This window comes from Indiicoccus explosivorum, from assembly GCF_002167005.1.
Taxonomy (GTDB): Bacteria; Bacillota; Bacilli; order Bacillales_A; family Planococcaceae; genus Indiicoccus; species Indiicoccus explosivorum.
Map to the genome: position 1 here is coordinate 1 of NZ_NHTN01000023.1, position 23,021 is coordinate 23,021.

The following is a 23,021-nucleotide window of genomic DNA, read 5'->3' on the forward strand; positions in this document are numbered from 1 at the left end:
AAAGCGTTTCAGGTGAAGTCGGGGAGTCGGTGCAAGTGGCCGCAACAGCGGATTACAGCGACGGTTCCCGGAAAAGTGTGACGGGCTCGGCTTCGTGGACGTCATCGAATGCGGCGGTTGCGACGGTCAATGACGGAAACATCACGTTGGTGGGCGCAGGTGAAGCGGTGATCACGGCGGTGTTCGGCGGGGAAAGTGTGTCGATTCCGGTCACGGTGGCGGAACCTGCTGCTGAGCCAGAAACAGAACCAGAAACAGAGCCGGAAACGGAACCTGAGGCAACGCCGGAACCGCTGACGTTCCAGGATGTTTCTTCCTTTTATTCGCCTGCAGTGAACTACCTCGTCGAACGGGGTATCACGAACGGATTCAGTTCGGAAGAATTCGGGGTGGCCTCCGACATTAAACGGGCGGACGCGGCCGTCTGGCTCGCCGAAGAACTCGGACTGGATACCGTTTCCGCTCCGGCAGCCGGTTTCACGGATGTGCCGGAACGGGCGGAAGGCGCGGTCAACGCACTGAAAGCGGCCGGTATCATCAACGGGAAATCCGCTGACCAGTTCGGCGCTTCGGATCCGCTCACCCGCGGGGAAGTGGCGATCATTCTCGACCGGGCATACGGACTTGCCGGCGGAACTGGGGATACGGCGTTCACGGACGTTTCCGACCGCTATGCGGAATCCGTTGCCGCGCTCGTCGAGAACGACGTGACGGACGGCATTTCCGAAACACGGTACGGCGTTGCGATGAACATCACGCGCGGACAGCTCGCCGTGTTCCTCTACCGGCTCGCCGGGAAGTGACTTGGTTCGGAGCGTGTGAGGATGGTGCCTGGCACCAGTTATCTTAATTGAACGGAAAATGAGAAAACTGGTGCCAGGCACCGCAAAAAGCAGCATGGCTGCCGCGCAGGCGGCAGCCTTTTTGTTTTCCCCCGCCCCCGAGACCGCAGTTGTGTTTTCGGTCACTTTTGATAGAATAGGCAAGTAACGAAAATCTTCCCAGGCTGAAGGTGCATAGCGTTGATTTTTAACTCATTTGAATTCATTTTCCTGTTCCTGCCGGTCGTCTGGCTGCTGTATTACATACTCGGCCGCATCAAAGTGCCGTTCGCGAAAGGCTGGCTGCTTGCGGCTTCGCTGTTTTTCTACGGGTATTGGAATCCGGCGTATTTGCCGCTGATCCTCGCGTCGATGCTCATCAACTATGGGGTCGGCGGGTTCCTCGGCCGCAACAAAGGCGGCACGGCGGTCCGGAAAACGGTGCTGACGCTCGGAATCATTTTCAACGCCGGACTGCTCGGCTATTATAAATATTTCGCTTTTTTTATGGAAAACGTCAATTACCTCTTCGATTTCCCGGTCATCATCCGGGACGTCATCCTGCCGTTGGCGATTTCGTTCTACACGTTCCAGCAGATCGCGTATTTGGTCGATTCGTACCGGCTCGAGACGAAGGAGTACAACTTCCTGAACTACGGCCTGTTCGTCTCGTTTTTCCCGCAGCTCATCGCGGGGCCGATCGTGCACCACGGCGAGGTGATGTCGCAGTTCGGCGACAAAAAGTCGTACCGGCTGAACGCATCGAACATTTCGAAAGGGCTGCTCATTTTCTCGATCGGCCTGTTCAAGAAAGTCGCCATCGCGGACACGTTCGCGGTGTGGGCGAACGCCGGGTACAGCAGCGTCGACTCGCTTTCATTCGTCTCGAGCTGGATCACGACGCTGTCCTATACGCTGCAGCTGTACTTTGATTTCAGCGGGTATTCGGATATGGCGATAGGACTGGCTTTATTGTTCAACATCAAGCTCCCGATCAACTTCAACTCGCCGTATAAAGCGCTTGACATCCAGGATTTCTGGCGGCGCTGGCACATCACGCTGTCGAAGTTCCTGACCGGCTACATCTATATCCCGCTCGGCGGCAACCGGAAAGGGCCGCGGCGCACGTACATCAACATCCTGATCATCTTCCTGATCAGCGGCGTCTGGCACGGCGCGGGGTGGACGTTCATCGTCTGGGGCGCCATGCACGGCGCGGCCAGCATGATCTGCCGGTGGTGGAAGCTCGCTGGGTTTAAGATGAATAAAATCCTGGCGTGGGCGACGACGTTTTTATTCGTCCATATCGCCTGGGTGTTCTTCCGGGCGCTGACCATCGAAGAGGCGGTGACGGTCCTCGGCGCGATGGCGGGCTTCAGCGGGTTCGGGCTGCCGGCCGGGTTCCTCAGTTACTTCCCGTCAATAAACCCGGAATGGATCGGCGCGCTGCCGTTCGGCACGAGCGCGACGGAACTGGGGCTCGTCATCCTGCTCGGCCTGTTCATCGTCTGGTTCGCGCAGAATTCGATCGAGATCATGGAAGAGCAGAAGCGGAACGCGATGCTCGCCATTTACACGGGACTGCTGCTGTTCTACAGCGTCATGCAGCTGCAGCAGGTCAGTGAATTCCTTTATTTCAACTTCTAGGAGGCATCATGCGTGAATGATAAACTTTTTGCGGCCATTTCGCTTGCGGTGTTTGCGGTGCTGACCCTCGGGGTGATGGGGTTCAATTACTGGATCGATCCGCTTTGGCATTACGATCACGCCCATGCCTACAACGATGTGCAGGTCGTGACGGATGAGCGGGAGCAGAAGACGGCGGACCAGCAGTACGGCCCGCCGGAGGACGCGGACACGCTGCTGATCGGCAGCAGCCGGAGCACGTACGTCCAGCCGTCCGATTTCGAGGAGTGGGATGTCTACAATTACTCGGTGTCCAATTTGTCGATGCGGGAGTACCAGTCGATGATCATGTACGCGTTCGAGCAGAACCCGGATTACGAGCGGGTCGTCCTCGGCGTCGATTTCTTCAAGTCGAGCACCGAGCAGGCGAGCGCGCCGGTGTCGATCAAAAATTACAAGGCGAAGGTCGAGCAGCCGTTTTACCGCGTGAAGAACCTGCTGTCGCTCGACGTCCTCGAATATTCGCTGCAGAACTTCGAACTGTCGGCGGAAGACGCGATCACGGAAGACCGGCTTTACAACCGGAAAGGCGACGCCTTCGCCGAAGTGCTGTCGGCGGAAGAAGTCAAAGCGAACACCGCCGCGAAAATCGAGAAGTTCGGCAGCACCTTCTACGGGGAGCATTACGAATACTTCCCGCAGTACAAGGAAATCATGCAGAAAGTGAAAGACACCGAGCCGCAGGCGGAGAAAATCGTCTACACGACGCCGATTTCCACCGCCCTGTTCCGGGAACTCATCGCGCAGGGGCTGCTCGACGAGTACGAAACGTGGCTCGCCGACCTCGTCGATGTGTACGGAGGCGTCTGGAACTTCATGTATCCGAATCCGGTTACGAACGACATCATGAACTACTTTGACGGCCACCACTTCTATCCGGAAGTCGGCGCCATGATCGCCGAGCGGCTGGAAGAAGGCGCATCGGCCGAAGTGCCGGAAACCTTCGGCACCTTCGTCACCAGCGACAACCTCGACCGGCACTTCGCCCAAATCGAGCGCCTCGTGGCTGAACTTGAGACAGACGAGACACTTACACAAAAATAATGGATATGCAGGAAAAAACGGGAGTGCTCAAGGGAGTGCCTGGCACCAGTTTTCATAATTTCGCTGAAATAGAGAAAATTGGTGCCAGGCACTTTTAATCATAAAAGTCAGATAATACAGAACAATAACGGTCAGGAAGGGGAAAATGAGGATGAGGAAATGGGCAATGGGGGCGGCACTCGCAATGGGGATCGGCGGTTGGCTGGGCAACGGTGCGGAAACGGCTGCTTCGGGGTTCACAGACGTACCGGCAAGTTACTGGGCAAGCGATGAAATCGGGTACCTGACCGGGAAAGGGATTGTAAACGGCTACCCGGACGGCCGTTTCGGGCTGAATGACACGGTGACGCGGGGTCAGGCGGCGGCGATCATCGCCAATGCGCTCGAGCTCAATCTGACGAATGTGCCGGAACCCGGATTCAGCGATATCTCGCCGTCCTACCGGTTTTATCCGCACATCGCGGCAGCCACGGCGGCCGGCATTTTCGCGCATGCGGAGAGTTTCAATCCGAACGGCAAGCTGACGCGCGGCCAGATGGCGATCGTCCTGTCGAAAGCTTACGATCTGCCGAACACGATCCAAGCTGATTTCAAGGACACGAGCCCGCGCCAGCGCACGTACACCGCGGTCCAGGCGCTTGCCGGAAGCGCCGTCACGGTTGGCTATCCCGACCTTACGTTCCGGCCGGATGAAGAACTGACCCGGACTCAGTTTGCAGTCTTCATGGCCCGGACGATGGAGAATAAATTCAAGCCGGCGGTCAGCGTTGTGCCGCAGCTGCTGGCCGAAGGTGTCTACTTCCCTTATTTCGTCAGTCCTGCGACACCACTCAAAGCGGAAATGATGAACAGTGCGATTGCAGCCAAACGGACTGAAGCCGTCCAGGCATATGAGGACTTCCACGCAGACGATCTTGGGGAGATGGATTACGGCCTGTCTTATTCGGTGCAGGCCAATAACGGAGAATACATCAGCGTGCTGCTGAATGAGTACTTCTACGAGGGAGGCGCGCATGGGCTGTATTTCCTCACCGCACTCAACTTCGAGGCGGACGGCAGCCGGATCCCGGATCTTTCTTCATTCCTTGGCAGCGGGGCGGCCGCGGCCGAGCCGATCTTGGAAAGGGAAGTCAGGGACGTGCTTGCTGATTACGAGCCGCTCCTGTACCCGTTCGAAGGCATCGACCTCGAGACCCAGATGTACTACATCAAAGACGACGCCATCGTATTGTATTACGGCTTGTACGAGTACACGCCATACGCGGCGGGGATTCCCGAAATCCCGGTGCCGTTCAGTGGGTTCCGGTAGGAGGGGGCGTTGAGGAGAGAGACGGTGAGGAGAGAGACGGTGCCAGGCACCGCTCTTTTTTGCTTTTTTTATCAAAAAAGCAACATGGAAATCGACTGATGAAATATACTTAGGAGCCGCTATATGAAACAAAGGAACAAAGGACTAAAAAATATCTATCATATAGCTCAAAAAGCTATTTACCAACCCTTCCGAAGGTGCTACAATCTTCTAAATACCACCAGTTAGGGGATAGCAAATTGTCAAAGCACAAATTTTTCATGGCTGCCTCAGCCATCACTCTCGCCGCGGTCACAGTTGCAGCACCGGTTTCAGCGAATTACAGCAGCCACACCTTCACCGATGTCAGCGACCGGTACGATGAGGCAGTCACGTTCTTCTATGATATGGAGATCATTAAAGGACTATCCCCGACCCAGTTCGGCACCCAGCAGCCGCTGACGCGCGGTGATGCAGCCGTGATTCTGGCGAACACATTGTTCCTGGATACCGAAAACGCGCCGGATGCCGGATTTAAGGACTTGAACACCCGTGTGAAAGGCGCGGTCAATGCGCTCGCTGACTACGGTGTGGTCTCGGGCGTGACAGCGACTGAATTCAAGCCGAATGAACCATTGAGCCGCGGGGCGATGGCGAAATTCCTCGTAACGGCGTTCATGCTCGAGGATTATGCGGTTGAAACGCCGTTCACGGATGTCGGCGGCGTGTTCGAAACGTACATCGAGGCCCTTTACGGAGCAGGTGTCACGAACGGAAAGACCGAGACTTCTTACGGGACGACAGCAGACATCACGCGCGGTGAATTCGCGAACCTCCTGTATGAAACGATTTGGCTCGGTGGGTATTACGCGGTCATTTCCGACGTGGCGATCACTTCTCCGACCGCAATCAGCATTTCGTTGACTGAAGCAGTGCCGGAAGACTTCACTGCGCGCGACGCAGCGGACTTCTTTTATTACTCAGTAGAGCTGGAAGACGGATCGGTCACTGATTTCGAACCGACCGCCTACACATTGTCCGCAGACCGGCTGACGCTCACAATCGAGCACGCGAACTACAGCCTGGCAGGGCGCGCGGGCGTCCTCATCGTCGAGGATTTTGAATCCATCTTCGAATTGCCGTTCGACTTCAAGTGATAGCGTGAAAACTGAAGGCAGATAAAAAAAGAAGAAAATAGATGAAAAAAACTGGTGCCTGGCACCAGTTTTTTTAATTGTGCGGAAGTTGTGAAAACCGGTGCCAGGCACCAGAGAAATATACATAAATCCGTTGATTGTTATTCAATCTCGCTTGTTTCGATCCACTGGTTCAGCCGCTTGTCCCGGAAGGTTCTCTGACAAAATTGCATGTAGCCTTGGCTGTTTTTCTGGTATCCGGGCGGCAGTACAGAGATTACTTCATTTGTCTTCAGGAAGAGGGGCGCACTCAGTTCAGGATTGGCAAAGTGCTTGAAGCTGCTGTGCGCATACTCTTCCATGGCTGCTGCAAGTGGCGCCGCCCCGTCGATGGGATTCCGGTGGATGTACCGGCTTACGATGCTGAGGCCGTGGTTGCCGTCGATCGCTTTTGAGAAGTAGCGCTTTTGATAGACCCGGCCGACATATCCGTACTTCTTCCGGAAGTGCCGGCTGTAGGGAGTGTTGATGAATGACATCGTGTAACTGAGCGGAGCGGTGTCCGGCCGGATAAGCAGGTGGTAGTGGTTCGGCATGATACAGTAAGCGGCGATCGTGAACGGGGCGCGTTCCCACGCTTCCGTCAGAATGCGGAAAAACGCCTGATAATCCTCCCGGTTCCGGAAAATGACTTGCTTGTTGTTCCCGCGGGTGGTGACATGGTGAAACTTGTCTTTTTTCCAAATGCTTTTTTCACGCGGCATGCGGTTCCTCCTGTCATGGGCTTTTTCAGCCAGCATAGAACAAAAAAATCAAGGTGGCAAACCCGTATCGACGGCGGGAAGGGAGGTAGAACAGGCAAAACTGGCCTTTCCCGATTCTTCACATGGCAAAAGTGCATTTTTGAGAGTCAATGAGCCGCCAAAAAAATATTTTGAAGGGAACGGGGAGTGAAGGACGTGGCTAGTGAAGAATTGATAAGGAGAGTAGGAAGCTGTGGTGCCTGGCACCCGTTTTCTCAGTTGTGCGCACAATCGTGAAAATTGGTGCCAGGCACTGCATCTGGCACCGCATCGTGATTTCCTGTCGCCCTATCCCCACTGTGACCGACACGAATCCAGCAAAAAACCGCCTGCAAATTGCAGGCGGTCAGCGGGTGTCCAGCTGTTGCAACCATCTTACTCCACGTTCACCAGCTGGGAAGTAACGGTCCCGTCTGGGGCGATGCCTTTCACGAAACCATGGCCGCGGACGTAATAGCTCAAATGTCCGCCCGGGCTGGTCACTTCGACAGCATCCGTGAATGTCTTATAAGGCGTTTCAACGGTGGCGTTGATATCGGTATAGCGGTGGATGAATTCCTCACCGGAATTATAGACGATGAAAGTTTTGCCTTCCCGGATCGGATAAGCCAGTTCCGTATAATACTCCGAAGCCGGGTATGCGACAATCATCTTTTCAGGCGACTCAGCCAGTAGATAGTAGTTGTCATCTCCATAACCGCGGCTGACCCACATGAAGGTTTCCGAAAAGGCTTCCGGAAATGGACTGGCGAACTCATACGTGCTGACCAAAGTGCCATATTGCGTATCAAATGTATACGCTTTTGTCATGTCCGGAATAAAGGAACCGGTCATCTTTGCTTCATTTTTGAACCGCGGCTCGAGCGCCCGGGCAAGGAAAGCGGACAGCTGTCCTCGGGTGATCTCCTGCAGTGGCCGGTATGTATTATCGGAATAACCGGCTGTGATGAACTGCATGAAGATAGCCGCGATGGAATCAGCAGCGTTCATATTCGGTCCGACATCGCTGAATGGGAGAGCGAAAGCGCTCTGCAGATCGAATGCCCGCGCCACAAAAATCGCCATATCGCCCCGCGTCACCGGTGCGTCCGGCCGGAACGTGCCATCTTCGAACCCGTTTATGATTCCCGCTTCAGCGCCTTGTGCGATGTAGCCGCTCGCCTTCATCGACGAATAGACGTCAGGGAAATCCGTTTCCGCCATCCCGCCTTCAAACCCGAGGATACGGCCGATCATAATAGCTGCCTCCGCCCGTGTCACAAGCCGATCCGGCCGGTATGTACCGTCCGGAAACCCGGTCAGCACTTCTTGCTCGATCAAATACGTCATTTCGTCATAAAACCCTTCACCTTCCTTGAGATCGCTTGCAGCCTGTACAGGCGAAAGCACCGACAAAGAAAGCAGGAGCGCCAGACCGGCACCGAGTAACTTCTTCAATCCAATTACCTCCCCTTCAAAATGGAATGATTTGCTAGTCTTCAGTATAGCGTACTTTCCCGATAATATGGTAAAAACCTTTGGTGCCAGGCACCGCAGAAAACTCTCCTATTCTAGTGAAAATCCGCGGTGCCTGGCACCCGTTTTCTCAGTTGTTCGAACAATCGTGATAATTGGTGCCTGGCACCATCCCTCTCACCCCCGCACACCACCCCGAAAGCACTACCATTTATACCCAAAATAGCAGGTAACCCGCTTTTCTGACGATTTGATGATTCGCATGTGTCAGAAAACGTTTACAAAACTGTCACATCCGCTATAATCAAACTGTAAGGCAAAAAACTTATAGAAGAAGGAGATGTGAAAGTGGGAAGAGTCAAACAAGTTTCAGCTTTGTTCCTGGCGCTCGTTCTCGTGCTCAGCGGATTCACGTCCGTATCGGCAGGAAAGACCGGCAGCGATGACGTCACCCGCGGCGAGTACATACAGGCGTTCATTGAAGCGCTCGATGTCGAGCTCGGCGACGGTTCCACTATTCCATTCACGGATGTCAGCGACGAACTGGCGCCGTACGTGGAAGCCGCTTATGAATGGGGATTGACGAAAGGGAAGTCCGCGGATTTATTCGCTCCGGAAGAAAAACTGACCCGCGAGCAGGCGTTCGTAATCGCGACGCGCGCGGTGGAAGCTGAATTCCCGCGTTACCCGATCGCCCCGCTGAAAGAATTCAAGGACTACCGTCTCCTGGCTAAGAGCCTTCTGCCTGAACTGGCGAAAGCGCACGGCATGTTCCTGATGAAAGGCTACAGCGACAAGACGCTGAAGCCGAAGAACACCCTGAAGGAAAACGAAGCGCAGGCGATCATCGCCCGCGTGAAGGATCACTACCCAGTGATCGTCAAACCGGTCACAGGGAAGGAAGTTTCGCTCCAGATTCTGGCGACATCCGACCTTCACACGAATTTCGTGAACTACAATTACTACCAGGACAAAGTCGACAACTCGGTCGGCCTTGCGAAAACCGCCGTTCTTATTGAAGCGGCACGCGAAGAAAACCCGAACACGCTTTTATTCGATAACGGCGACCTGATCCAGGGCACACCGTTCGGCAGCTACAAAGTGACGGAAGACCCGCTCGAAGCGGATGAGCTCCACCCGGCTTACGCAGCGCTCGAAAGCCTCGACTTCGACGCGTCGACGCTCGGGAACCACGAGTTCAACTTCGGCCTTCCGTACCTGGAAAACGCGCTGGAAGAAGCGCCGTTCCCTGTGCTGAACGCCAACGTCTACGATGCTGAAACGAATGAAAACGAGTTTACGCCTTACGTTGTCGAAGACCGCACAGTCGTCGATGCGAGCGGCAATGAACACACGATCCAAGTCGGCGTCATCGGCGTCGTCGCACCGCAGATCATGAAGTGGGACAAAGCCAACCTCGAAGGCAAAGTCTACACGACCGACGCGGTGGAAGCCGTACAGAAATTCCTCCCTGAAGTGGAAGCGGCAGGCGCTGACGTTGTCGTCGTCCTCGCACATTCCGGTATGGGTGACGAAGAGTATGTGAAAGGCGAAGAAAACATCACGTATCAGCTGACTCAAGTGGAAGGCATCGATGCAATCATCACCGGCCACAACCATGCGACATTCCCGGGTGACTTCGGCGACCTCGAAGGCGTCGATATGGAAGCCGGCACGATCAACGGCACACCGGTCGTCATGCCGGGCAAATTCGGCAGCCACCTCGGTGTCATCGATCTCCACCTGAAGCAGCTCGGCGGCGACTGGCAAGTGATCAATGGTGAAGCGGAACTCCTCTCCATCAAAGATCTTCCGGCTGACGCAGTCGTTGAAGAAGTGATCGAAGCCGTCGAAGAAACACACGAAGCGACGATCAAGTACGTCAACACACCGATCGGTGAAACAACTGCTCCGATCACCAGCTTCTTCTCGCTCGTGAAGGACGATCCGTCGATCCAGCTCGTCAATACCGCACAGACTTGGTATGTCGAGAACAACTACGGCGGTGAGTACGCAGACCTGCCGATCCTTTCCGCTGCGGCACCATTCAAAGCGGGCGGACGCAACGGCGCTGACTACTACACCAACATCCCGACGGGCACTATTGCAATCAAAAACGTGGCCGACCTGTATGTGTATGACAACACCATCTTCGGTCTCGTCCTGACAGGCGCAGACGTGAAAGAATGGCTCGAAATGTCCGCTGGCCAGTTCAACCAAGTGGATCCTTCCGCTACAGGTGAGCAGGACATCGTCAACGAATCATTCCGTACGTACAACTTTGATGTCATCGATGGCGTCGAGTACGAAATCGATCTGACACAGCCGGCGAAGTACGACGGCGACGGCAACCTCGTGAACGCTGATGCAAACCGCATCGTCGACCTCACATACAACGGGGAGCCGATCGATCCGAACCAGGAATTCTTCGTTGTCACAAACAACTACCGCGCAAGCGGCAACTTCCCGGGCGTCCGTGACGCAATCGACGTCGTTGACTTCGCGTACGAAAACCGCCTGGCGATCATGGACTACCTCGTGGAAAATCCAGTGATCGACCCATCCGCTGACGGCAACTGGGAGTTCGCTCCGACAGCTGCTGACGCGACACTGACGTTCGAAACAAGTGCGGCTGCACAGGAACTCATCCCTGCTGACAGCAACATTTCCTACCTCGAAGCGCTCGAAAACGGCTTCGCCCAGTACGGAATCGACGTCCAGTAACAAGTGGAATATCGATGATTAAAAGGAAGCCATCCGCGCCCCGCGCGGATGGTTTTTTCTAGTTTGTGCGGGAGGGATAGAGGACGGTGCCTGGCACCAATTTTCTGAAAATTGGTGCCAGGCACCGTCCTCTCACAAGCACCACCCTCCGCACCATCGGCATCTGCCGTTTAACTCAGTAAATTCCATATAACTTCCACTAATTTAGGTCTAGCGGGCATTAAATTCGAAAATTTACAAATCCTTTAGAAACCGCTTACATTTCTTCTGTATAATAGGCGCAGAAAGCCGGGTTTTGCCGGCCGAGTTTCACGACGCAATGGGCCAATTGCAGTTATCCAAGATGACCATTAGGAGGAATCGCGTGTGAGCAACAAGAAGTGGAAGAAGTCGATGAACGCCATGCTGGCAGCCGGACTGGCGGGCAGTGTGGTCGTGCCGGTCGCCGTCGCACCGGTGGCGGCGGAAGCGAACGCCACGGATCTGATTTTCTCGGAGTACATCGAAGGCAGTTCGAACAACAAAGCGCTCGAGCTGTACAACGGCACGGGCGCGGAAGTGGACCTCAGCCAGTACACGGTCGAGCTTTACTCGAACGAGAACACCACTGCAGGGAACACCTTGAATCTTTCCGGCACCCTCGCGCATAACGACACATACGTCATCTACAACAGTTCCGCGGATGCCGCGATCGCCGCAGTGGGCGATGTCACATCCGGCGTCACATTTTTCAACGGTAACGATGCGCTCGTCCTGAAGAAGAACGGCGTGGTCGTCGATTCCATCGGTCAGATCGGTTCCGGCGCGACGTTCGGAGCGGAGACGACGCTCGTCCGCAACGAATCTGTCGAAGCGGGCGATACGGATCCGACCGACGCGTTCGATCCGACTGCTGAATACACGGCGTATGCGCAGGACTACTTCGACAACCTCGGCGCCCATACAATGGACGGCACATCAACCGGACCGGTTGATCCGACAGATCCAGTCGCCCCGGTAGTGATGGAGTCAATCGCGGACGCCCGTGCAGGTGAACTCGGCACGCTCGTCCAGGTCGAAGCAATCGTTACGACCGAGCCTGGCCAGTGGGGCGGCGACGGTTTCTACCTGCAGGACGCGACCGGCGGCATTTACGTCTATCCGGATGACGCCAGCGTAGCCCCGGGCGACAAAGTCATCGTCACCGGCCCGCTTGACGAATACAACGGCGAACTCCAGATCGAAGCGACCGACATCGAAGTCGTCTCCTCCGGCAACGAACTGCCGGCAGTCCAGACCGTCACCCCTTCGGGAATAAACGAAGAGACGCTGGGTGAGCGTGTGCTCGTGGAGAATGTGACGATCACGGATCTCGGAACCGTCAACGAATACGGCACATTCGAATTCACGGCAGTCGCTGAAAACGGGGAAGAAGTCCTCGTCCGCAACGACAACCGCAACGGACTGCTGTATGACGAATTCGCCGCGCGCTTCAGTGAAGGCGACTTGATCCACGTTTCCGGTGTCGCGTCCGAATACAACGGGACGTATCAGCTGAAGACGCTCGGGATGGAAAGCTTCGAACTCGTCAACAAACCCGCCGTCTATCCGAGCGCGTATCCGGGCACGGTAGCGGTCGGCACGGAGGTCACGCTCCAGTCCGGCTGGGCGGACGCCGTCATTTATTACACAACGGACGGTTCGGAACCGACCACTGCGAGCACGCAGTACACCGGGCCGATCACGCTGACGGAAGACACGGTCATCAAGGCGATTGCAGTCGGCGAGGAAACTTCCGAAGTGTTCACGTTCGAATACGCGGTCATCAAGACGGAAGACCTGCAGATCAGCGACATCCAGGGCGACCGCCACTTCTCGAAGTATGCGGGCGTAGCGGTTGAGGATGTGGAAGGGGTCGTCACGTACGTCGACGGCAGCAATTTCTACATCCAGGACATCACGCCGGACGATAATCCGGAAACAGCGGAAGGGATTCTGGTTTATAAGAGCAATCACGGCCTTGCGGTCGGTGACCACGTCGCGATCGACGCGACGGTCGACGAGTATTACGTGGAAGGCTATCCGGAACGTTACGAAACCGACCTCCCGACGACCGAACTGACGGACGTCACGGAAATCACGGAACTCGGCACAGCGGAAGTCCCTGACGCGCTCGTGCTCGGCGAGGACGTCATCCCGCCGTACGAGAACATCGACAACGACGGCCTGACGGAGTTCGAGCCGGCTGAAGACGGCATCGACTTCTGGGAGTCGCTGGAAGGCATGCTCGTCGCGGTGCCGAATGCGCAGATCATCGGGCCGCAGGAGTACGGCGAGCTGTGGGTCGTCTCCGGTCTTTATCCGGAAGAGAATTTCCACAAGCAGGAAGGCCTCCTGATCTCGGAAAACGACTACAACCCGGAAAAAGTGAAGATCAACATCGGTGACGAGGACTACGTCGCGAAAGCCGGCGATTACTTCGACGGCACGATCACCGGGCCGGTATCCTACGGCTACAGCAACTACCAGATCCTGGCGCCGGCCGATACACTGCCTGAGAAAATCGACGGCGGCGTAGAGCCGGAAGAGACGTGGATCGTGCCGGAAGAAGACAAACTGACGATCGCATCGTACAACGTCGAGAACTACTCGGCCGATCCGGAGCACACGTCGGACGCCAAATCGGACCGCATCGCCGAATCGTTCGTCAATGACCTGAACTCGCCGGATATCATCACGCTTGTCGAGATCCAGGACAACGACGGCCCGATCGATTCCGGAGACCCGGCCGCGGATGAAAGCTACGCGCGCCTCATCGCGGACATCGTCGAAGCGGGCGGCCCGGAATACGAATTCGTCAACATCGACCCTGAGTACAACCAGGACGGCGGACAGCCGGGCGGCAACATCCGCGTCGGATTCCTGTACAACCCGGACCGTGTTTCATTGAATGAAACCGGGGCGATCGGCGACTTCGACGACGCCAACTACTGGACGGAAGACGGCGACCTCGCGCTGAACCCGGGCCGCATCGCGCCGGACGAAGCGCCGAATACGCGTAAAGCGATCGCCGCTGAATTCACGTTCCAGGGCGAAGAAATCGTCGTCATCGGCGCGCACCTGAATTCCAAAGGCGGAGACGAGCCTTTATTCGGAGATAACCAGCCGCCGTACCTCGGCTCGGAAGAAGAGCGCATCCGCCTCGCCGAGTCGATCAATGACTTCATCGAAGCCGGTCTCGCGGTCGACCCTGACATGAACGTCGTCGTCGCGGGAGACATCAACGACTTCGTATTCTCGGAGCCGCTTGACGTGCTGGCGGGCGATATTTTAGTCAATAAAGTCGAGGATGTGCCGGTGGATGACCGCTTCTCGTATTTCTACCAGGGCAACTCGCAAGTGCTCGATCACATTCTCGTGACCGAGAACCTGGCCGACGACTCGGTGCTCGACATGGTCCACATCAACGCGATGTTCATGGAACAGCATGGCCGCGCGTCCGACCATGACCCGCTCCTGCTGCGGATCGACTTCGAAGACGAAGTGGTCGCCGTTCCGGGCGAACAGCACGCGGAACCGGATTACTCCGGTGACGTCGCGGTCGTAGTGGCTGGTGAATTCGATGAAGAAGGCAACCTGAATATCCACTTCAGTGATTCCGTCGTCACGGAACTGCTCGCGAGCGGCAAGGACCTGCTCATCGACACGCCGACAGCCGACCTGACACTGACGGCCGCGCACCTCGCGCAGATCGCTGAAGCGGCGGGCGGTTCGTTCACACTCACCATCGGCGTCGATAGTGAAGACTCCGTCGACCACCGTCCGGCCATCGCCGACCAAGTCGACTTCGGCCTGCTCGATGCTTCCGGCAGCGAGCTCCCGCTCCACTTCGCGGCGCCGGTCACCATCACGTTCGACACGGAAGTGAGCGTCAAAATCCAGTTCGGTTCCTACCTTGCCGACAACGGCAAATGGAAAATCTTCCAGGGCGAACAGGGTGACGGCACATTCACCGTCGAAGTCAGCGAACTCGGCACCTACACCGTTGTATCGAATAAAGGACAAATGAAGAAAAAGAATAAGTAACGGATGATTGGACCCCCACCCGCGTGAGCGCGGGCGGGGGTTTTTAGGTGTGGAGAGAGTAAAAGGGTAACTAGTGAAACTCAGGGGCGAACTAGTGAAATTCAGGCCCCAACTAGTGAAACTCAAGCCCTAACTAGTGAAACTCAAGCCCTAACTAGTGAAACTCGAACCAAATCCAAAGGATTGCACCGAAAAGAGCCGCTCGTATCCGCGAGCGGCTCTTTATTTTTTCGGTACACCCGTTTGTTCGTAGATCCGTCAGCGATGAAACCGTGTTTCTGCAGGACATACCTCGCCGCATACCGATCCTTCATCCCTAAAAACGCCTGACACTCCTTCACCGAAATTTCCGGTTTCACGAAATCGAACCAGTCATCGAGCGCGCGTTTGTAGCCGTCGCTGAATTCCGTGCTGCATCGCGCGCAGCGGTGCAGCCGCTCGCTCACCCGCACGGCGGGGCGGCCGCAGGAGCTGCAGCGCACGCCAGGCAGCACATCCGCCGCGGTATATTTGAAGGCTTTCTGGAAGTCGATGACCCGGTCGGCGGCCAGATGGCGGAGGATGCTGTGCCCGAGCGCGACAACTTGTTCTTCCGCGATCACATTCCGCGCGGGGAGGCCGCTGATGAAGCCCCGCAGCGCGCGCGAGTAGAGGACGGGTACGCCGCCGGTATCCCCGCGCACGAGCGTCCGCGCGTGCGGAAGGACGACGGCGCCGTGTACGGGCAGGGGACACCCGATTTTATTCAATAAAACCCGCATGTCGTCCATCGCCGCCAACAGCTGGACGATGGGGGAGTCGAAGCCTTGGCGCTCGCCCGTGTCGTGGTGCTCGCGCTCCATGCGCCGGCCCCCGTCGGAAAAATGGAGGATGCCGGAGTAGTTTTTGATTTCGAGAACGAGACAGTAGGAGGCGGTCAGGATCAGGGTGTCGATCTGGTTTGGATAGGGCGCGCCGAAGTACAGGTCGCGGATTACGGTTGGGGGTTTGGGAAAGGGAGTGCGCAGAAGGATGTCATCGACCCACGTCTCGCCGCCGAAGCCGGAGGCCGATCGGTGGAGCTGGTGCGGGATGGCGGCCGCCGCGGGATGGCCCGCCGGAAGCCGGTGCGCGAGCCGCGGCAGCGCCTCGACGTATCGTGGAGGCGGCCGGTCTTTCAGGAACATAGGATCCCTCCTCCATTTCAGTATAGCCGAATTCGGCACAGCCGTGCGTGACTTTTTTCTAATAAATTTCTGCGGTGCCAGGCACATCAAATTTCCTACAAAACAGGCGTGTAAAGACACATGAGCAGTGAAATCCTCCAAAACCTCCCAATTTCCGGAACCGGATTTTTCCGATCGCCGTTTAGCCATAAAGTATAGATTTTATTAAATTCTAAAATATCAGTATATATAAAAAGGGAATGATGGTATCATTTCTATGAACAAAGAACCTACACAAAATCGACACATTTAAAAAACAACACCAAAAAGGGTATAAAGAACTACACACCCAACACAACACCACCCACCACTCCAAACCACCATTGCTCGGGAGGCCTGCTTCATGACCGGGACTGCGAAACAGATTGTGACAATATTATTGCTCGCCAGTGTGCTGCTGATCGCGCTGCTGCAGCTCCGGGAACTGCCGCCGGCGACGGGGCACGTGTTCGAAGGGATGCTGATCGGAATGAGCGGCGTTGTCTTCGCCTATGCGCTCGTCCGCCTGCTCGATACGCGCCAGGTCCACTACCTCCACTTCGCGGTCATGGGCGGCGTGTTCGTCAACGCCGCGTTCGCGCCGGATGTCCTGCTCGTGACGGGCGGTGCCGGATGCCTCGCGGCGGTGCTGTTCGCGGAAAGCTTCCTCAGCGTCCGGCGCCGGCTTCCGAAGGCGGTGTGGCTGTTCACGGCGATGAAGGCGGCGGCCGCCGCACAGATCATCGTGCCGTTCGTGTTCCTGGAAGTGGCGGAGATCACGGTGCCGGCGACATTCGCCGCGCTGTCCGCCGGCATTCTCGCCATCGCGGCTATATACAATAAAAAAGGGGACAATTACATAAAACCGTTCGCTGCCGGGTGGGTCCTGCTGCTAGCAGGCGTCCTGTTCCATCCGATGGCGATGCCGCTCGCTATCCTCGCACTTGCTGTGTCCGTCGCAAGCAAAGCGGAGGCCGACGAAGAAGCGCGAGACGAATGGCTCGCGCGTGAAGCGGCCCGCCAGCGGGATACGGTCGCCGCGCTCAAGCTTGCCAATGAGCGGCAGGACGAACTGCTCGGACTCGCCGCGCAGAACTTGAAGTCGCCGATCCACGGCATCGTGTCGATCGCGGAGTCGCTGCGCCAAGTGACCGCCACCGTCCTGCCCGCGGGAATGGACGAACAGCTCGGCGCCATCGTGGCCAACGGCAAGCGGCTGACGGAAATGGTCAATGAAATCGGCCACTTCTCCGAACTGAAGCTCGAGGGGCTCGACCTCCGCCTCCAGCCCGTCCGCCTGAAAACCGTGACGGACGACGTGCTCAATGCGGCGCGCCCGCTACTCAAAAACCCGCAGCTCCGTTTGCTGAACCGCATCCCGCCGGGCCTTCCGGCGGTGCTCGCGGACACGGACCGGCTGCATCACGTGCTGCTCCTGCTCATCAACCGGCTTATCCGGCGATCGGACGGCGGGGAGATCGCCATCAGCGCCGGCGCGCACGGCAAGATGGTCACCGTGGTGCTGAAAAGCTCAAACGACAGCCGGGCGCCGTCGGATCCCGACGACAGCTCGGCGGTCCAGCGGCTCATCGAACTGCACGGCGGTGAATTCGCGATGAACCGGAAACCGGGCAACGGGACGTCCTACCGCTTCTCGCTGCCCGCCGCGGAAGATTCCGCCTCATCCGCAAAAAATAAACTAAAAAAACGCCGCGGCAAACAGATGCGGATCCTCCTCGCGATGAAGGAATCCGAAGCGCGCGCGGACTTGCAGGAAGAGATCCATAAACACGACTTCGAATCCGCCGCCGTCCCGACCGGCGCGGAAGTCCTTCGTTTATTGGCTGAACGGCCCGCCGACGTCGCGGTGATCGAACAGGGCCTGCCCGACATGACCGGCATCGAGTGCTGCCGCAGCATCCGGGCGCAGCAGTCGGTCCTCGACCTGCCCGTCCTCATCGTCGCGGCGGACGCCACACCGGACGCCATCAAAGAAGCGTTCCGGGCGGGCGCCAACAACTGCATCGGCAGCGGCATCGACGCCGAAGAACTGCTGCTGCGCATCCGGGCGCTCGGCGAAGTCCGGCGGCTCGCGCGCAAACAGGAGGAGGCCAACTTCCTCCTCGAACAGCGCGTCAAAGAACGGGCGATGGCGCTCGAAATCGCCCACATGAACATGCTGACGCTCAACGAAGAAATGGCCGAAGTCGAAAAATCGCGCAACGAAATGCTGTCGGCCATCTCGCACGAACTCGGCACGCCGATCACACTCATCCATACGTACATCCAGGCGACGAAAGCCGGCCTCATCAGCCAGGCCGACCCGCGCTATCTCGACATGATCCACAGCAAACTCGTCCTGCTCGAACGGCTGACCGAAGACCTGACCGACCTCACCCAATACCGCACCGGCCGGATGTCCCTGCGGTTTGAGGAAATAAAAGCGGGCGACTGGCTGGAAGGGCTCGCCGAAGAACTCCGGACCGACGTCGAACAGAGCGGACGCTGTTTTTCATTCAACGGACTGGAAGGCTCCGCAGCGGGCCTCCTGCTCGTCGCCGACAAAGAACGGCTGGATCAGGTGTTCTCGAACATCATCTGGAACGCCATCAAGCATACAGAAGCCGAGGAAGGGGAGATCCGGCTGTCCGCCGCCGTGCGCACCGACAGCCGCACCGGCGCCATGCTCGAAAGCACCGCGAGCGACGGCGAACTCCTCATCAGCATCGAAGACAACGGCGACGGCATCCCGAAAGAGGCGCTGCCGCACATCTTCGACCGGTTCTTCAAAGGGGAGAAATCGGACCATTACAAAGGAAGCGGCCTCGGCCTCGCCATCGCCAAAGAAATCATCCAGTCCCACCACGGGGACATCAAAGCCGAAAGCGAACCCGGACACGGAAGCCGCTTCACCATCGCCCTGCCGCTGAAAATGGAACCGTGACGCCGCCGTCGTCCTGCCGCCAGCCCGAACGTGACTTCACCGACACTGTGCCATCGAAACCGGAAGCGTGACTTCACCGACGCCCGACGCCGAAAGTGGAAGCGCAACAGAGGAGGAACAGGCATGAAGAACGTAAAAGTGCTCATCGTTGAAGACGAAGTGGGAATCCGCGAACTGATGCAGCTGTTTCTGGAGAAGAAAGGGTATGACGTCAAACTGGCCGAAGACGGCTACGAGGCGATGGACCTGCTCGCCAAAGAGCAGCCGGACCTCATGCTGCTCGATATCGAGATGCCGGGCATGAACGGGCTTGAAGTGTGCGAGCAGATCCGCCTCCACGCCAAGCTGCCGATTTTATTCGTCAGCTACCGGAAAGAGCTCGCCTACAAAATCCAGGGCCTTGAAGTCGGCGGTGACGACTACATCACCAAGCCGTTCGACTTCAATGAACTCGAAGCCCGGATCCGCGCGATCCTGCGCCGCAAAGGTTGGCTCGCCGGCGAAGCGGATGCCCTGTCCATGCTGCAGTTCGGCGACTACACACTCAACATCGACGCGCGGGAACTGCTGCGGGGCGGCGAACCGGTCCGCCTGTTCCATAAGGAATTCCAGCTCCTCCTCCTGCTTGCGCAAAACCCGAACCGCGTCTGGACCGCCGAGCAGCTGTACGACCGGGTGTGGGGCTGCCTGTCCGAAGGCGACGTCCAGACCGTCAAAGTCCACATCAGCAACCTGCGGCGGAAAGTCGAACCGAACCCGACCCAGCCGGCGTATATCCAGACGGTGCGGGGATTTGGGTATAAGTTTGTGATTTGATGAAACCACTTTAATGTCGGATGGCCTGTGTTTAGTGTCGGATAAGCGGCGTTTAATGTCGGATGAACCATATTTATATTGCATGGATGATAATAAACCCGGATAATCCTTCTTTCTAGTTGGGCGAGCGCGCTCTAATGTCGGATGAATGACGTTTTATGTTGGATAAACAATATTTATATTGCACAGACGATAATAAATCGTGATAATTCCTCATCTGTGTGGGGCGAGTTCGTTCTAATGTCGGATGAACTGGCTCTAATGTCGGATAACTAGCGTTAAATGTCGGATGAACACGGCCTATTGTCGGATGAAACACATTTATATTGCATCGATGTTAATAAGCCCGGATTCCCACTTTTTCAGCGTTCAAAAACCAAACCAAAAATAGCCGTCACCCAGTTCCAAAAGCTATTTTCACGATATACTCGACGCCCAAAGGCACTCTATTCTAAGATGGAGTGCCTATTTATTTTTAATAAATAAAATATTTAAAAAATTTTTACTTACTTTTAACCTATATGCAATACGATAATTTCTAAGAGGGGAAAGGATGTGGAGAAGTGAGAGTACTACACCTGTTAAGTAGCGACAGAATATCAGGGGCAGAAAATGTTGCAGCAGACATTTGCATGATGTTCCAAGGGAAAATCGAGATGGCATACTGCTCACCGGAAGGTTCGATCCGAGAGTCCATGCAGAAGCGTGAGGTTCCTTTCTTCCCAATCGAATCTGTAACGACATCAGAATTGAAGCGGGTGATCCGATCTTACCGCCCTGATCTTATTCATGCACACGACATTAGAGCCACTGCAATTGCTGCATTGGCAGCTGGGCGGCTTCCAGTCGTCTCTCACCTTCATGGAAGCAGCGAAAGAATGCGGAAAGTGACTGCGAAATCGGTTGTCTACCTAATAGCCAGCAGCCGGACGAAGCATATTGTGACCGTGTCAGGGGATATCATGGAAGAATTTGCGTTCAGTCAGTCTGTTTACAAAAAGAGTACGTATTTGCAAAACATCCTGTACAAACCGCGATTGGAAAAAATGATTACACAAGACAAAGCCGAATACAATTTTGATTTCGTCTACTTAGGGCGAATCTGCCACGTGAAAAATCCAGAACGAGTGGCTAGAGTAGCGGCCGATGTGCTCAAGAAAGTCCCCGATGCCACTTTCGGAGTGATCGGGGACGGAGATATGAAAGAACAAATGGATACAATCTTCAAGGAAGAAGGGGTAGCGGATCAAGTTGTATTTACAGGATTGCTCCAGCTTCCATACAAGGCCCTTAAACAAGCTCGATGTATGCTTATGTGTTCCCGGAGTGAGGGGACACCGATTGCCGCACTGGAGGCATTGGCCCTCGGAGTCCCAGTTATCAGCACACCTGTTGGTGGAATGAAAGAGATCATAGTTAATGGCGAAAATGGTTACCTGTCAGAAAATGACGAGAAATTGTCTGAAGAAGTGACCTCTCTCTTATTGGATGACCTCAAGTGGCGACTTCTTTCAGAAAAAACAGCCCAGCGGTTCCAATTGCTGAATGACGAAGACGATTACTTGAGGCGTATCACTGAAATATATTCAAGAGCAGGGTTGCAAAAAGCAAGTTTTAGGGGTGAAAGAATTGGATAATGCAGTAAATTTAAAGCATTTTTTAGAAATATTAAAAAAGCGTTTACCTCTCATTCTCACGTTTGTTCTAATAATGATTCTCGTGGCGGGATTTGTGAGCTACAAAATTATGACACCGACATATGAAGCGGAGACTCAATTGCTCGTCAACCCAGGATCAGGAGATGGCCAGGCATTAAGTGCTCAGGAAATCAATGCGAGTATTCAACTGATTGGGACTTACAATATCATCATTAAAAGTCCAGCGATTTTATCACAAGTGATAGATGAAATCGGGATGGATACTACGGCAGAACTGCTGACAGAGCAGATTACAGTAACGAGCATCGAAGGATCGCAAATTGTCATGATTACAGCGCAGGCTGAGCAAATGGAAGATGCTGCAGCTATTGCTAACACGACCGCGACAGTTTTTCAGCGAGAAATTCAAAAGCTAATGAATGTCAATAACGTGAGCATACTTTCACCAGCGAAAATACCGAATGATCCAAAACCGGTCAAACCAGATCCGCTTTTCAACATGACGATTGGAGCGATTGCAGGGTTCCTTATCGGTGTAGGAGCAGCAATCCTACTTGATCAGTTGAACACAACAGTCCGCAAGGAAGAGAGTATCGAAGAACTTGGTCTTGTGGTTCTTGGGGCAGTTAGCCCAATTCCTAAACAGCGTGGCGAGATTAGATTAGGAAAGGAGAGTGTAGACAATGAGAAAGAAAACTCCATCGATTCAGCAGGCAGCGAGAAAACTGACAGTCTATACTGATCCACGCTCTGTTGCAGCAGAGCAATATCGGACAATTCGGACCAATATCAACTTTGCACAAACAGACATTGGACTGAAAACGGTTCTGTTCACTTCTGCTTGGAAAGAGGAGGGGAAATCTACTACGGCTTGCAATATGGCCATCGCATTTGCAGAAGAAGGGAAGAAAGTTCTCCTAGTGGATGGCGATATGCGTAGACCGACTGTCCATTATACATTCATGCTGAATGGCAGAATAGGTTTTTCGAGTCTTTTAGTAGAATCTGCGACTGTCCAAGATGCGATAAAAGAGACGCAGGTACCAAATTTATTTGTCCTGCCTTGCGGTCCGATTCCCGCTAATCCTGCAGAATTAATCGGATCGGCCAGAATGGATAAATTGCTTTGGGAATTCAAGAAGAATTTTGATTTAGTTCTTTTCGATTCTCCTCCCGCCCTATCCGTTACTGATGCCCGAATTCTAGCTAATAAATGTGACGGGACAATCTTGGTCATGCGAGCGGGAGTTTCTGAAAAGGACAGTGTCTCGCGTGCGAGAGATGTGTTGATTGCATCAAAAGGGAACGTGCTTGGAGGCATCCTTAATAATTACCGGATGGGCAGAGAGTACTTCCGGCGCGCCTATGTATAAGTAAAGCGGAACAGCAAAGAATGG

At 55.3% G+C, this 23,021-nt stretch carries 15 protein-coding genes; 12 read left to right on the forward strand and 3 right to left on the reverse strand.

Annotated features, from left to right (window positions below; translation table 11 throughout):
• The 5 genes from CCE92_RS08100 to CCE92_RS08120 all read left to right on the forward strand — a co-directional run.
• Nucleotides 1-803: S-layer homology domain-containing protein (locus CCE92_RS08100; RefSeq protein ID WP_175578082.1), on the forward strand; the 803-nt coding region annotated here is incomplete at its 5' end.
• Nucleotides 804-1,022: 219 nt separating this feature from the next.
• Complete coding sequence (locus CCE92_RS08105) at nt 1,023-2,468, forward strand: MBOAT family O-acyltransferase (protein ID WP_088007023.1); 1,446 nt, start codon at nt 1,023-1,025, stop codon at nt 2,466-2,468.
• 12 nt (nt 2,469-2,480) lie between these two features.
• A complete protein-coding gene (locus tag CCE92_RS08110; RefSeq protein WP_088007024.1) occupies nt 2,481-3,551 on the forward strand; it encodes a hypothetical protein in 1,071 nt (356 codons plus the stop codon).
• Between the two features lie 151 nt (nt 3,552-3,702).
• Nucleotides 3,703-4,860 (forward strand): S-layer homology domain-containing protein, encoded by a 1,158-nt coding sequence (locus CCE92_RS08115; RefSeq protein ID WP_162287837.1) that lies wholly within the window; start codon nt 3,703-3,705, stop codon nt 4,858-4,860.
• 239 nt (nt 4,861-5,099) lie between these two features.
• Nucleotides 5,100-5,996 carry an S-layer homology domain-containing protein gene (locus tag CCE92_RS08120; RefSeq protein ID WP_088007026.1) on the forward strand — a complete coding sequence of 299 codons (897 nt, stop codon included), beginning with the start codon at nt 5,100-5,102 and terminating at the stop codon, nt 5,994-5,996.
• A 140-nt stretch (nt 5,997-6,136) separates the two neighbouring features.
• On the opposite strand, the gene CCE92_RS08125 is transcribed toward CCE92_RS08120, so the two are convergent.
• Nucleotides 6,137-6,739: a transposase gene (locus tag CCE92_RS08125; RefSeq protein ID WP_162287838.1), complete on the reverse strand. Its 603-nt coding sequence runs from the start codon at nt 6,737-6,739 to the stop codon at nt 6,137-6,139.
• A 414-nt stretch (nt 6,740-7,153) separates the two neighbouring features.
• On the reverse strand, nt 7,154-8,215 hold the full coding sequence (locus CCE92_RS08130) for an S-layer homology domain-containing protein (protein ID WP_088007028.1): 1,062 nt from the start codon (nt 8,213-8,215) through the stop codon (nt 7,154-7,156).
• A gap of 366 nt (nt 8,216-8,581) precedes the next feature.
• On the opposite strand from CCE92_RS08130, the gene CCE92_RS08135 reads away from it, so the two are divergent.
• Together CCE92_RS08135 and CCE92_RS08140 are read left to right on the forward strand one after the other, a co-directional pair.
• On the forward strand, nt 8,582-10,957 hold the full coding sequence (locus tag CCE92_RS08135) for a bifunctional 2',3'-cyclic-nucleotide 2'-phosphodiesterase/3'-nucleotidase (RefSeq protein WP_088007029.1): 2,376 nt from the start codon (nt 8,582-8,584) through the stop codon (nt 10,955-10,957).
• Between the two features lie 366 nt (nt 10,958-11,323).
• Entirely contained in the window at nt 11,324-15,022 is a 3,699-nt protein-coding gene (locus CCE92_RS08140; RefSeq protein WP_088007030.1) for a DUF8508 domain-containing protein, read from the forward strand.
• Between the two features lie 143 nt (nt 15,023-15,165).
• Here CCE92_RS08140 and CCE92_RS08145 read toward each other — a convergent pair whose 3' ends face one another.
• A complete protein-coding gene (locus CCE92_RS08145) occupies nt 15,166-16,188 on the reverse strand; it encodes a nuclease-related domain-containing protein (RefSeq protein WP_162287839.1) in 1,023 nt (340 codons plus the stop codon).
• A 382-nt stretch (nt 16,189-16,570) separates the two neighbouring features.
• Between CCE92_RS08145 and CCE92_RS08150 the strand changes: the two genes are divergently transcribed.
• From CCE92_RS08150 to CCE92_RS08170, 5 genes are all read left to right on the forward strand, one after another.
• Entirely contained in the window at nt 16,571-19,150 is a 2,580-nt protein-coding gene (locus CCE92_RS08150) for an ATP-binding protein (RefSeq protein WP_088007032.1), read from the forward strand.
• A 123-nt stretch (nt 19,151-19,273) separates the two neighbouring features.
• Nucleotides 19,274-19,966 carry a response regulator transcription factor gene (locus CCE92_RS08155; RefSeq protein ID WP_088007033.1) on the forward strand — a complete coding sequence of 231 codons (693 nt, stop codon included), beginning with the start codon at nt 19,274-19,276 and terminating at the stop codon, nt 19,964-19,966.
• Nucleotides 19,967-20,529: 563 nt separating this feature from the next.
• A complete protein-coding gene (locus tag CCE92_RS08160; RefSeq protein WP_144390990.1) occupies nt 20,530-21,603 on the forward strand; it encodes a glycosyltransferase in 1,074 nt (357 codons plus the stop codon).
• Complete coding sequence (locus tag CCE92_RS08165; RefSeq protein WP_088007035.1) at nt 21,596-22,366, forward strand: YveK family protein; 771 nt, start codon at nt 21,596-21,598, stop codon at nt 22,364-22,366. Before CCE92_RS08160 ends, CCE92_RS08165 begins: the two co-directional genes overlap by 8 nt.
• A complete protein-coding gene (locus tag CCE92_RS08170; RefSeq protein WP_088007036.1) occupies nt 22,308-22,997 on the forward strand; it encodes a CpsD/CapB family tyrosine-protein kinase in 690 nt (229 codons plus the stop codon). Before CCE92_RS08165 ends, CCE92_RS08170 begins: the two co-directional genes overlap by 59 nt.
• The last annotated feature ends 24 nt before the right edge of the window (nt 22,998-23,021 follow it).